The 13,640-nt window shown below is 37.4% G+C and carries 7 protein-coding genes; all 7 read left to right on the top strand.

Annotated elements, in window-relative coordinates; all coding sequences use genetic code 11:
• The first annotated feature begins 3 nt into the window (after positions 1-3).
• The 7 genes from QZ657_RS00035 to QZ657_RS00005 all read left to right on the top strand — a co-directional run bounded on the left by QZ657_RS00035 (position 4) and on the right by QZ657_RS00005 (position 13,526).
• Positions 4-1,356 carry a TolC family protein gene (locus QZ657_RS00035; RefSeq protein ID WP_291964169.1) on the top strand — a complete coding sequence of 451 codons (1,353 nt, stop codon included), beginning with the start codon at positions 4-6 and terminating at the stop codon, positions 1,354-1,356.
• 8 nt (positions 1,357-1,364) lie between these two features.
• Positions 1,365-2,672: an efflux RND transporter periplasmic adaptor subunit gene (locus QZ657_RS00030; RefSeq protein WP_366934130.1), complete on the top strand. Its 1,308-nt coding sequence runs from the start codon at positions 1,365-1,367 to the stop codon at positions 2,670-2,672.
• A gap of 174 nt (positions 2,673-2,846) precedes the next feature.
• Complete coding sequence (locus QZ657_RS00025) at positions 2,847-3,542, top strand: ABC transporter ATP-binding protein (protein WP_291964167.1); 696 nt, start codon at positions 2,847-2,849, stop codon at positions 3,540-3,542.
• Between the two features lie 147 nt (positions 3,543-3,689).
• Positions 3,690-6,107: an ABC transporter permease gene (locus QZ657_RS00020; protein WP_291964165.1), complete on the top strand. Its 2,418-nt coding sequence runs from the start codon at positions 3,690-3,692 to the stop codon at positions 6,105-6,107.
• Positions 6,108-6,130: 23 nt separating this feature from the next.
• Positions 6,131-8,476, top strand: a complete 2,346-nt coding sequence (locus QZ657_RS00015) for an ABC transporter permease (RefSeq protein ID WP_291964162.1) — start codon at positions 6,131-6,133, stop codon at positions 8,474-8,476.
• Between the two features lie 151 nt (positions 8,477-8,627).
• Positions 8,628-11,060 carry an ABC transporter permease gene (locus QZ657_RS00010; RefSeq protein ID WP_291964160.1) on the top strand — a complete coding sequence of 811 codons (2,433 nt, stop codon included), beginning with the start codon at positions 8,628-8,630 and terminating at the stop codon, positions 11,058-11,060.
• A 36-nt stretch (positions 11,061-11,096) separates the two neighbouring features.
• Positions 11,097-13,526 (top strand): ABC transporter permease, encoded by a 2,430-nt coding sequence (locus QZ657_RS00005; RefSeq protein ID WP_291964158.1) that lies wholly within the window; start codon positions 11,097-11,099, stop codon positions 13,524-13,526.
• Positions 13,527-13,640: the final 114 nt, after the last annotated feature.

The raw sequence follows: 13,640 nt of genomic DNA, 5'->3' as shown, positions 1-13,640 counted from the left end.
GAAATGAACAAAAAAATTAAAATAACGACACTTTTACTGCTGACCATTTGGGCATCTGTATTTGCTCAAGAAAGTTGGACATTAGATGAATGTGTTTCATATGCCTTAGTGCATAATTTACAGTTGAATGATTTTAAGTATACCAATCAATCTAATAAAGAAACCTATAGACAATCGGTTCGTAACTTGTTACCATCGGTAAATGCATCATCTAGTTATCTTGTTAATTATGGTAGGGCAGAAGATCCTAATACGGGAACATTTGTAAATCAGGATTTCTACTCTAATAATTATTCGCTGGAGTCCTCCATTGATTTGTTTCAGGGATTTCAAAAAATAAATGCCATTAAAGCATCTAAATTGTTGTTCAAAGCAACCAAAGAAGATGTATTGCAACAAAAATATTTACTGGCATTTAGGGTAATGCAAGCGTTTTATGATATTCAGTTTTTTGAAGGATTGGTAGCAATCTCAAAAGAACAGTTAACGGTATCGCAAACCAATTACAACTTGGTAGAAAAGCAGGTAGAATTAGGCTTAAAAGCCGGTGCCGATCTTTATGAGGCAGAGTCGTTACTATTGACCGATAAATTGAACGTAACACAAAGTGCCAATCAATTGGCGACGGCAAAATTAACCTTGATCCAAGAAATGAACTTGGAGAATACCTCTGAAATTGAAATTACAAAAGAATTGCCGCAAGTGGTAACAGATGCAATGGTTAACGAAATAAAATCTGATGCTGTTTACACCGAAGCTCGCGAGTTTTTACCAATGATAAAAGCACAGGAATTAAGAGCTAAGGCAGCAAGAAAACAGGTTGCGGTCTCCAGGGGAAGATTGTATCCGTCACTTTCTTTCTTTGCAGGAATTGGTACTGGGTATTTTGAAACTACGAGAGACACGCTTGGCAAAACCTTACCGTTTAGGCAACAATTTAGGGACAATACTTCGCAGTATATTGGAGTGAATTTAAGTGTGCCCATTAGTAACGGTTGGTCTGCACGATCACAGGTGAAGCAATCTAAAATAGAAAAGCTTCGTGCAGAGAATAATTTAAAGACACAAGAGCAAGAGCTGTTTCAAACCATTCAGCAATTAGTGCAAGATTATAATTCATTATTGGTAGAATTGGTGCAGAGCAACCAAAAAATGGAGGCGCAGAATTTAGCCTTTACCATTGCTCAAAAAAGATATGAAAAAGGACTGATAAATGCTTTAGAGCTTTTTACTGCCAAAAATTTATATGCTAGTGCACAAAATGAGAATTTACAGGTAAAATTACGTTCAGAGATCAATAAGAGCACATTGGACTTTTACCGAGGACTACCAGTATTTAATATTGAAGCCAACTAAATTTTTATTTGGAACCAGCAACCAAAAACGAACAAAGAACAACGAACAACGAACAAACGATTACCATGGATATAAAATTAGAAAAGAAAAAAGGATTAAAACCAAAACACTACGGTTACATTGCTCTGGGTGTATTGCTACTATTTGTAGGTTACCAACTGTTATTTGCCAGTTCGGTATCCACATTCAGAACCGAGAAAGATAAACTTTCGGTTGCTGAGGTGTCTGCAGGAAAATTCGATGATTATATTACCATTAACGGTAACGTTGCGCCTATTGCAACTATTTATATGGATGCCTATGAAGGTGGTCGTGTAAGTGAAAAGTTGATTGAAGAAGGTGCCATGGTAAAGAAAGGAGATATCATCTTAAAGCTGGAAAATATGAATTTGTACGAACAGATTTTGGCAAGTGAAAGTAACCTGGCATTAAAGCAAAACGATTTAAGATCCACAAAATTGAATTTCGATTCTAGACAAGTAGAAGGCAGAAGATCGTTGGCAACCGTAAGTACAGATTTACAACGCTTAAAAAGGAACTACGAGCAGAACAAAGCGTTGTTCGATGAGGAATTAATATCTCGAGAGGCATATCAATTATCAAAAGAGAACTATGAATTATCTCAAAAGCAACACGAAATTGTAAAGTTACAAACAGAACAAGATGATGAGTTAAGAGAAACTTCATTAAGAGGTTTGGATACAGATTTGGCACGTATGCAAAAAACATTGGGTATGGTGTACCAAAGGCTGGACCATTTAAATGTTCGCGCTCCTGCAGATGGTCAATTAGGGTTTTTAGATGCTGAAATTGGTCAGAGTATTGCCCAAGGGCAGCGTATTGGGCAGATCAACGTATTAACAGATTATAAAATAGAAGCAGATATAGACGAGCATTATATTGATCGTGTAAAAAGAGACCTTACGGCGGTTTTAGAGCGTAATGGCGCAGAATTTCCGTTGCGTTTACGTAAAGTATATCCAGAAGTTAGAAATGGTAGGTTCAAGGTAGATTTGGTATTTACGGATAATAAGCCAGAGACCATACGTTCAGGACAGAGCTACAATATTAAATTACAATTGGGAGAATCTAACGATGCTCTTTTATTACCAAAAGGAAGCTTTTTTCAAAGTACCGGCGGTCAATGGATATTTGTACTCAACCCAGATGGCGGAGAAGCTATAAAAAGGAATATAAGAATAGGAAAACAGAATTCTAGATACTATGAAGTATTGGAAGGCTTGGAACCAGGGGAAAAAGTAATTACCAGTAACTATGATAATTTTGGGGAAGCGGAGAGAATTGTACTAAAATAGCTTCGGCTAAGTTTAAATTGAGCGCAGTCGAAATTCTCAGCTACCTATAAAGTTCAGTTTCGAACCCTGAGCGCAGCGGAAGGGTAAAAAGGAGGAAAGAATAGTATTAAAATAAATAAAACTGTCACATTTGGGGAAACTCAATGTCATTATAACAATCAAAATAGCAGGAAAATGATAACCATTACAAACCTAAAAAAGAGTTTTAGAACAGAAGAAGTAGAAACCTTGGCATTGAACAGTGTCAACCTAAAAGTAGAAGATGGCGAGTTTGTTGCCATTATGGGACCATCTGGCTGTGGTAAATCTACATTATTGAACATCATTGGTATGCTGGATAACCCAACCGAGGGTAGCTACAATTTTGCAGGTAATGAAGTGGGAGGCTTAAAGGAGAGCGAACGTACCCAACTGCGTAAGGGTAATTTAGGTTTTGTATTTCAGAGCTTTAATTTAATAGATGAGCTTACCGTTTCTGAAAACGTAGAACTACCATTGATCTATTTAAAAATGGGAAAGGCAGAACGTAAGGAGAAAGTAATGAAAGTGCTGGAACGTATGAAAATAGCACATAGGGAAAAACATTTTCCGCAGCAATTATCAGGTGGTCAGCAGCAACGTGTGGCAATATCAAGAGCGGTCGTTACCAATCCGAAATTAATACTTGCCGATGAGCCAACGGGGAACTTGGATTCTAAAAACGGAATTGAGGTAATGAACTTGTTGACAGAATTAAACCAAGAAGGAACCACAATAGTAATGGTAACACACTCGGACAGAGACTCACATTACGCGCATAGAGTTGTAAATCTATTCGACGGTCAAATCGTAACTGAAAGTCAGAATAGGGCTATAGGTGCCATGATGTAAGGGAGTTTATTCATCAATCAATCATTAATTCTGTTCACTGAGCATAGCCGAAGTGAAGAGTACTAATCGATTAACCAACCAAACCAACCAAACTTATCCCTTAATCACGGATAATAATTTAATCATCGATCAATAAAAACGAGAGCCATGTTCAGAAACCATCTTAAAATAGCCTGGAGAAGTATTAAGAAGGATACGCTATTTGCCACCATTAAAATTGGTGGTTTTGCTGTTGGTATAGCGGCTTGTCTTTTAATAGCCTTATTCATTCACAATGAAGTGGGTTATGATCAGCACTATACCAAAAAAGATCAGTTATATAGGGTAGTGTTAGAAGGCATGTACAAAGGTGAAGTCATGAAAAGCACTCACTTTCAATTACCCTTTTCAGAAGCCTTGCAAAATGATTTTCCAGAAATAAAAAAGGCAGGGAAAATAAATACAATTGAAATTTTTGGGGCAGGTAAACGCGGTATTCGCTTAGCTGGGGCAGCTCAAAATAACTTGGAAACCGGCTTTGTGCTTGCGGATCAAGAAGCATTTGAACTTTTGGAAGTGAAGTTGCAACAAGGTAATCCTAAAACCGCATTGGCAAACCCAAAAAGTATTGTCGTATCGGAAACCAAAGCGGCAAAGTATTTTAAGGGGGATAAAATTTTGGGCGAAACCATCATTTTAGATAATGATGAGAGTATTCCGTATACGGTAACCGGGGTCATGGAAGATGCTCCAAAAAACTCACATTTAGCCTATGACTTTCTTTTACCTATAGAAGATACCAATGCAAACTGGACCAACCAGAATTACTTTACCTATGTGTTGGTAGGTGACCATACGAACGTGCGGGAATTGGAACAAAAAATGGTTTCTATTGTAGAAGACTATATTATACCTGCACAGCGCGAACGAGGGCGTGCTCCAGACTTTATTGAGGTGCTTAGAACCATGAAGTACAAACTACAGCCTATAACCGATATTCATCTGCATTCGGATATTAAAATGTCAGACGGACTTAAACATGGCGATATTCGTTTTGTTTGGCTTTTTGCCGCTGTAGCCGGTTTTGTGTTATTATTGGCGGTAATCAACTTTATTAATCTTTCTACCGCAAAGTCTGCCAATAGGGCTAAAGAAGTTGGCTTAAGAAAAACCATTGGTGCTTTTAAAAGCAATTTGATAACGCAATTTTTGACCGAATCTATAGTGTTTAGTTTTGTGTCTTTTCTATTAGGCGTGTTATTGGCTTGGGCATTACTGCCAACATTTAACAACATGGCATCTAAAACTATAGAAATGCCTTGGTCTGCTTGGTGGTTTGTTCCGGTAATAATAGTTGCTGCTCTTTTGGTAGGTGCTTTGGCGGGCTTATATCCGGCATTTTATTTGTCGGCATTTAAACCGGTAAATGTTTTAAAGGGAAGTCTTAGTATTGGCAGTAAAAGTGGCAAATTAAGGAGCGGACTCGTTATTTTTCAATTTACCACATCGGTAGTGCTGATCATTGCCACTTTGATTATTTACAAACAAATGGACTTTATTCTTCAAAAAGAATTGGGGTATGATAAGGAACAGGTTGTTGTTCTAGAAGGTACCGGAATCTTAGGGGAGAGTGCTGAAAATTTTAAAGAACAACTACTTCAATTGCCACAAGTGAAATCGGCTACTATTTCTAATTATTTGCCGGTAGATGGTGGTAGTAGAAACGGTAATACATTTAGAAGGGAAGATGAAGGAAATGAAGGTAGAGGTATACCTGCCCAAATCTGGAGAGTAGATTATGATTACATTAAAACGCTGGGTATTTCGGTTAAAACAGGACGAGATTTTTCTAAGCAATTTGCGTCTGATGCTTTGAACTCAATTATTATAAATGCCAATATGCAACGTGAATTGGGTTTGGAAAATGCTATTGGTAAAGAACTAAACAATAACGGTCAAAAGTTTAAGGTCATAGGTGTAATAGATGATTTTCATTTTAAGTCCTTAAAAGAAGATATTTCTTCGCTATCGCTCGTAATCGGTAAGGATTTAGGGTCTATATCGCTAAAGTTGGAAAAAGGAAATGTGAATGAAGCCCTGGCTTCAATTACTTCGGTTTGGGATAAAAATGTGCCTAGTCAGTCCATTAATTATAGTTTTTTAGATCAAGAGTTCAGCCATATGCACGATGATGTGGAACGCATGGGTAAAATATTCAACAGTTTTGCCCTGTTCGCCATTTTAGTTGCTTGTTTAGGCTTGTTTGCACTATCTGCTTTTATGGTAGAACAACGTAAAAAAGAAATCAGCATCCGTTTGGTTTTAGGGGCTCCGTTTAAAAGCATCTATAAATTGCTTACCGTAGATTTTATGAAACTGATTATAATTTCTATCGCCATTGCCATACCTGTAGGGTGGTATTTAATGAGCCGTTGGTTAGAGGATTTTGCCTACCACATCACTATTGGTTGGGGCATATTCTTAATCGCAGGATTCATTGCACTGACCATAGCTATTTTGACCATAAGCTATCAATCTATAGGCGCTGCGCTGATACAGCCTTTAAAAAGCTTGCGTAAAGAATAATTCATCATCAAAAAACAAAAATCATGATCAAAAACTATTTAAAAATCGCTTGGAGAAACCTTTGGAAGAACAAAGGCTATAGTATGCTGAATATTTTTGGTCTGGCAATAGGTATCACCTGTGCCGCCATGATTTTGCTTTGGGTAGAAGATGAGGTTGGTTATGATGCTAATTTTGATAAGCAAGACGTGGTATATTATGTACCCACAAATCAGCAATATGAAGGTGAGTGGCGTACATTTCATTCAACTCCCGGTCCGTTGGCAGAAGTTTTAAAGGAAGAGGTGCCAGGTATTGTAGGTGCAGCCCGAACAAAAGAAGAAGATTTTTTGTTTCAGGTAGGTGAAACGGCCATCAATAAAAATGGACGTTACGCAGATCCTGATTTTTTAAGTATGTTCAGTCTCTACTTTGTAGAAGGAAATTTGGAAACTGCTTTTGATGATGTAGATGCCATTGTTATCTCACAAGAAACAGCTACACAATTATTTGGTGAGAATATTTCAGCAATTAACAAAGTAATTAAAATAAACAACGAAGAAAGTTATACCGTTTCAGGAGTTTACGAAGATTTGCCGCACAATGTAACCTATAGTTTTGATTGGGTTGTTCCTTTTGATCGATTTGCAAAGGATAATGAATGGGTAAACGAATATGATAGAAACTTCGCGGACACTTTTGTGGAACTTTCGCCAGAAGCAAATTTTGATGTGGTCAATAATAAAGTAAAGGCAATACTACCAATGAAAACCGAGGACGATGAAACCATTGCCTTTTTATTCTCCATGAAAGATTGGCATTTACGTTCGGCATTTGAAGGCGGTAAAAATATAGGAGGACAAATAACCTATGTACGGCTGTTTAGTCTTATTGCGCTCATTATTCTATTAATTGCCTGTATCAATTTTATGAACTTGGCTACGGCTCGTAGCGAGAAAAGGGCAAATGAAGTAGGGGTGCGTAAAGTTTTAGGCTCTGGGAGAAAAGGACTGATCTCTCAGTTTATGGCAGAAGCGATAATCACAGCAGGGTTATCTGCCGTGTTAAGTGTGCTTTTGTTAAAGTTATTGGTGCCGCAATTTAATACCATGATCGGCAAACAATTAGCGCTAAACCTGGTAAACCCAACGCATTTGTTAACGCTGTTAGGTATCACATTGATCTGTGGCTTGGTTGCAGGCTGGTATCCGGCATTTTATCTGTCATCTTTTAAACCTGTAGACGTTTTAAAAGGAGCAAGAAGGTCAAAAGGAAGTGCCTCAATGATAAGAAAAGGGCTGGTAGCTACTCAGTTTGTTGTATCCATAGTATTTATCATCAGCACCATTATCGTCTATCAACAAGTACAGTATGTAAAAGGACGCGATTTAGGCTACAATAAAGAAAATCTGGTGAAAATTCCCGTTAACGGAGATATGATCAAAAACTTCAAACCTATTGAAGAAGACATGAAAGCTTCGGGGAGGATAGAAAGCATCGGATTCATTAATTCTGATATTTTATCCGGTGGAAATAATACATCGGGGTTAAGCTGGCAAGGCGGTGTAGATACTGAAGATGTACTGGTATCGGTTAGAGATATTACAGTAGATTTCTTCAACACTACAGGAATGAAAATTATTGAAGGACGCGGATTTAGTAACAATCCTGCACAGGACAGTGTCAATATTATTGTAAGTGAATCTTTTGCAAAACTTATGGGTAGCGGCAGTGCCATTGGTAAAACTATAGAAGAAGATTATCCTGTGATAGGAGTTGTAAAAGATTATGTGTACGGAGATATGTATGGTTCAAGTGATCCTGTCATTTTTTTCAACGACCCTAGTCAAGCACGTTTTATGTATGTAAAAACTAAAACGGGAATAGAAACAGCATTGGCACTAAATGCAATGGAAGCAACGTTGCATAAGTTTAACCCGGCGTTTCCTTTTGAATATGAATTTGTGGATGACACTTACGATGCCAAATTTAAAAGTGAGCAATTAATAGGCAACTTATCCCAGGTTTTTGCACTGCTGGCCATCCTAATATCTTGTTTGGGACTCTTTGGTTTGTCCGCTTTTACTGCAGACCAACGTAGAAAGGAAATTGGCGTACGAAAGGTGCTAGGTTCAAGTATTACAGGTATTGTGGGCTTATTATCTAAAGATTTTATGAAATTGGTAGGTGTGGCAATAATAATTGCAACGCCAATAGCCTGGTTGTTAATGCAGAATTGGTTAGAGGGTTTTGCATACAGAACTTCAATTAATGCTTGGGCGTTCATAATTGCCGGGGCGGTAGCCATTGTAATAGCGTTATTGACCATTAGTTTTCAAGCTATTAATGCAGCAAGGGTAAACCCGGTAAAAAGTCTAAGAACGGAGTAGGGGTTTTGTAAATATATTGGACATAATCTGTCTAAATATTTGACACTTAGTATTTTGTGTATTTACATAAATAACTGAAAATCAATATTTTATATTTTGGCATAGAAATAGAATTTGATATTCCGTAATCAAGCATCAAAAAACGAGAACCATGTTTAAAAACTATCTAAAAATCGCCTGGAGGAGTCTAAAAAAGCAAGCCTTTTTCACTTTTCTAAATACCTTCGGTCTAGCTATTGGTATGGCGGGGGCATTAATTATATCTCTTTATATCTACGATGAGCTTAGTTATGATAAAATGTTTGCCAATGCAGATAGGATTTATCGTATAGACTCTGATATTAAATTTGGTGGAGCGGAAATTAAGGCGGGGGAATCTGCCGCACCCATGGCGGAAACCTTAAAAAGAGACTATCCGCAAGTAGAAGCTTCAGTGCGATTTAGAACCATAGGTAGTGCTTATGTAAAGAAAGTTGGGGGAAACAGAAGTGCCAAAGAAAACCATATCACTTATGCCGATTCCACTGTTTTTGAATTTTTTGGGATTGACTTACTTGCGGGTGATGCCAAAACAGCATTAACGGGGACTAATTCATTAGTGCTTACTAAAACTGCAGCAGAAAAACATTTTGGTTCTACTGATGTTATAGGTCAAAATTTATTGTTGGATAATACCGATACCTATACGGTAACCGGTGTCATAGAAGATATGCCCAAAAATTCTTATTTCAATGATTACAGTGTGTTTTTGGCAATGGCGGGCAACGTGGCATCAAGAGAAGATAATTGGGGCGGTAATAATTATTTTACATTTATAAAGTTAATTCCCGGAGCCAAGGCCGAAGATTTTCAAGAGCCTTTACAAGGTATGTTAGAGCGTTATATGTTACCATGGGCGCAAAAGTATTTTCCAGGTATGACGGCAGAGTCGTTTGCGGCATCCGGTAATTACATTCGGTACCACACCATGCCCTTGACCGATATTCATTTGCATTCAGATAAAAGCTCGGAAATGAGTGCAACGAGCAGTATTCAGAATATCTACATTCTTTCTTTTATTGGGCTGTTTTTGATCATATTGGCAAGTGTAAACTTTATGAACTTGTCTACGGCTCATTCGTTAAAGAGAGCTAAAGAAGTAGGGGTGCGAAAAACCTTGGGCTCAAATAAACTGAATTTGGTCTTTCAATTTTTAACCGAATCAGGATTAATTGCATTTGTGTCTTTGTTAGCGGCACTATTGATTACGCTGGTAGCTTTGCCGTTTTTCAATGGCTTTACAGGTAAATCAATTGAAATTCCGTTTACGCGGCCCTTATTCTGGTTGACACTTTTGGGGGCAACTATGTTACTTGGGCTGTTGTCAGGAAGTTATCCTGCATTTTTTATGTCGAGGTTTACACCTGTTAAAACGTTAAAAGGTAACAGTTCTGAAAGTGTGGGCAATGGTAGGGTACGTAATGCCTTGGTAATTTTTCAATTTTCAATTTCGGTATTTCTTATTATCAGCACCTTGGTAGTATTTCAGCAATTGAATTACATACAGAATAAAGATTTGGGCTTCTCCAAGGACCAAGTATTGCTAATAAATGAATTGGGTGCATTAGGGTCCAAAACCAAGGCTTTTAAAGAACAGATTGCTAATATGGGTTTTGTAGAGAGTGTTACGTTGAGCAATTATTATCCAACGCCATCTTGGCGGTCAGATACTTCGTTCTTTGAAGAAGGTTCTAGAGATCAAGAAAGTGCCATTCAAATGCAAGAGTGGGATGTAGATACAGATTATCTAAAAACTATGGAAATGGAACTGGTTGCCGGTCGTGATTTTAATCCTGCCTATGCATCAGACTCTACAGCTATTATTATCAATGAAGCTACGCTGCCTATTTTAAATGTTACGGCAGAAGAAGCTTTAGGCATGCGTATATCCGAGGAAATGGATCAAGAAAATCCTGCCTACTATACCATAATTGGAGTGGTCAAAGACTTTCATTATAGAACGTTAAGAACGAATATAGGCGCTTTGGGAATGCATTTGAATTCAAAGGCACAGAACATGGCGGTAAGAATGAGTGGTGGAAATTATGCCAATAATATTGCTGCGATAGAAAATACGTGGAACACCATGGCGCCTGGTCAACCTTTTGATTATCGGTTTATGGATGAAGCCTTTAATACCACCTACGAAGCCGAACAAAAACTGAGTCAGATATTTTTCATTTTTACTATGCTGTCCATTTTTATTGCTTGTTTGGGATTATTTGGATTAGCTGCCTTTAATGCCGAAAAACGAACAAAAGAAATCGGTGTTAGAAAAGTGTTGGGAGCTACTGTAAGTCAAATTTCTTACCGACTTACGGTAGATTTCCTAAAATTAGTGGGCGTAGCCATATTGATTTCTTTGCCCATAGGCTGGTTTGTCATGAATAAATGGCTTGAAGATTTCTCATACAGAATTGAGATTGGTGTTGGGGTATTCCTGTTGGCGGCTGTGCTTGCCATTATCGTAGCAATACTAACGGTTAGCTACCAAAGTATAAAAGCGGCAATTGTAAATCCTGTTAAGAGTTTACGGTCAGAATAAGAAAAGCATCAAACTTCATCAATCAAAAAGAACATCATGTTAAAGAATTATATCAAAATAGCTTGGCGTAATTTAATAAAGAACAAGCAGCAAACTATCATCAACTTATTGGGTCTTACGCTGGGTACCGTAAGCTGTTTAGTAATATTGTTATATGTATTTGCGCAGTTGGGTTATGATCAGCACCATACCGAGGCGTCATCAATTTATAGAGTGGAGACAATTATAGATCGTGATGGTCAAGAATCTTTTGATTCCGCCACCTCGTCGCCACCAATAGCATTTGCATTAAAAGAAGATTTTGCCGAGGTAGAAGAAGCAACCAGAGTTGTATTGACCGATGCATTTTACAGTCCACTAATTAGAGCGACAAATAGCAAAGATGCTTACTATGAACCAAGGGTCTATTTGGCAGATTCAACTTTTTTCAAAGTATTCAATTTTAAAATACTTGAAGGTGATGTAAAAACGGCTTTAGATGAACCAAATACCGTAATGCTGTCATCATACTTGTCCGATAAATTATTTGGCAATACCAGTCCTTTGGACAAAACTGTAGTTTGGGGCAGTGGAGAAAGTGCATTAACCCTTACCGTAAAAGGAGTTTATGATGAAAAGGCTTATAAAACGCATTTTAATCCTAGTTACATTGTAAGTATGAGTACCCCGGGAATGGGAACCTTTGTGCAGAACTTCCAAAGCTTTGCCACCAATAATTTTGCGTATAGTTATGTGAAATTGACCTCAAATGGTAGTGGCTTAGGTCTTCAACGGAAATTGCCCCAGTTTATGGAAGATAGAGGAGCGCAAGATTTAAAAGATGCCGGTATGAGCAGTAAGACGCTAGAGCTTACAAAGGTTACTGATATTCACTTGTACTCCAATGGAAGAAAAAATCAGTTGGGTCGTGTATCTAATAGTACCTACCTTTATTTTTTACTGAGTTTGGCATTTTTTATACAATTGGTGGCATGTATTAATTTTATAAATCTTAGTACGGCTAGGGCTAGTAAAAGGGCGCGTGAAATTGGGGTTAGAAAAGTAGTTGGTGCAGGTAAAAATGCATTAATGCGGCAATTTTTGGGCGAGTCTTTGTTATTGTCCATATTCGCCATGTTGATCAGTATTCCTATAGTTATATTGCTTTTGCCATTTGTAAATGAAGTAACACAGGAATCATTGACCTATACAAGTTTGTACCAATGGCAGATTTTGGTAATATTATTGGCTATAGGCGTAATTACAGGTTTGGCTTCAGGTGTTTATCCTGCTATAGTCCTATCTTCTATAAAACCGGTGAGAGCATTAAAAAGTTCGGCTATTTTACAATCTGGTAGCGGTACCTTTAGAAAGGCTTTAGTAGTATTTCAATTTGTAATTTCTATATGTTTAATAAGTACGGTAATTATTATAGGCCAACAGTTTAAATATGCCCAAACCAAAGACTTAGGTTATAAAAAAGATAACCTTTTGGCATTGCGGGTAGGGACCGAAGAATCATCTAATAAGTTTGAATCTTTAAAAGCATCATTTTTAAAAGTACCGGGCGTATTACAAGTGTCAAGTGGAAATTATTCGCCGTCGGAAATTATATTGGCAGATAATGGATTTTACTTGCCAGGCGGAAATAAGGAAAATAAAACAGTGGTAAAACGTAACGGCGTTAGCGATGGCTATTTTAACACCATGGGTATAGAATTGTTGAAAGGTAGGGATTTCAATGCTGCCGATACCGTAGACCAGATCATAGTGAACGAGGCTACATTAAAGGCTTTTAATATTAATATTGAAAACGCGTTAAGTGCCACTTTAATGCAAAGTTATGGCAATGAAATTGACGAATTACGAATTATAGGTGTGGTAAAAAACTATCATTTTGCTTCCTTAAAAGAAGAGATTCAGCCTTTGTTCTTGCATAAGGAAACGGAACCTAATTGGCTGTTTATTAAGGCAAACACAGAAAATTATGGTCAGTTGCTACAAGGTTTGGAACAACAATGGAAATCTACGTTAAGTAACATCCCTTTTGATTATAGATTTGTAGATAAAGAAGTAGAAAAGTTATACGAAGAAGAAAAGCGTTTAGGGTTTATCTCTGTAGGATTTACCATTTTAGCAATATTCATAAGCTGCTTGGGCTTATTTGGACTTATCTCCTATGTAGCGGAGCAAAAGAAAAAAGAAATAGGTGTGCGCAAAGTGTTGGGCGCAAGTGTACAGTCTGTAGTTAAATTACTAACGAAAGACTTTATTAAATTGGTACTCATTGCTTTTGTATTGGCATCACCAATAGCCTATTACTTTATCTCTAGATGGTTAGAGGGTTTTACGTATCGTATTGAAATTAAGTGGTGGGTGTTTTTGGCAAGTGGTGTACTTGTTATGGTAATCACATTTTTGACCGTGGGACTGCAATCATTAAAATCAGCAGCTGCAAATCCCGTAAAAAGCTTGCGTTCAGAGTAATTTTTGAAATGTATGGTAAAACTTGGTTTTGCATTAATGACAATGGTGTAACATTCTAATTTTTAAGCAGTCATTGTAAATATATTGTACATCTTTTGTCAAAATATTTTACAC

It is taken from the genome of Maribacter sp., from assembly GCA_020629415.1.
Taxonomy (GTDB): domain Bacteria; phylum Bacteroidota; class Bacteroidia; order Flavobacteriales; family Flavobacteriaceae; genus Maribacter; species Maribacter huludaoensis.
This window is presented reverse-complemented; position numbering and strand designations above follow the sequence as displayed.

Coding starts and splice junctions, on each gene's coding strand:
- QZ657_RS00035 (WP_291964169.1), top strand. CDS start 4: ATGAACAAAAAAATTAAAATAACGACACTTTTACTGCTGACCATTTGG.
- QZ657_RS00025 (WP_291964167.1), top strand. CDS start 2,847: ATGATAACCATTACAAACCTAAAAAAGAGTTTTAGAACAGAAGAAGTA.
- QZ657_RS00020 (WP_291964165.1), top strand. CDS start 3,690: ATGTTCAGAAACCATCTTAAAATAGCCTGGAGAAGTATTAAGAAGGAT.
- QZ657_RS00015 (WP_291964162.1), top strand. CDS start 6,131: ATGATCAAAAACTATTTAAAAATCGCTTGGAGAAACCTTTGGAAGAAC.
- QZ657_RS00010 (WP_291964160.1), top strand. CDS start 8,628: ATGTTTAAAAACTATCTAAAAATCGCCTGGAGGAGTCTAAAAAAGCAA.
- QZ657_RS00005 (WP_291964158.1), top strand. CDS start 11,097: ATGTTAAAGAATTATATCAAAATAGCTTGGCGTAATTTAATAAAGAAC.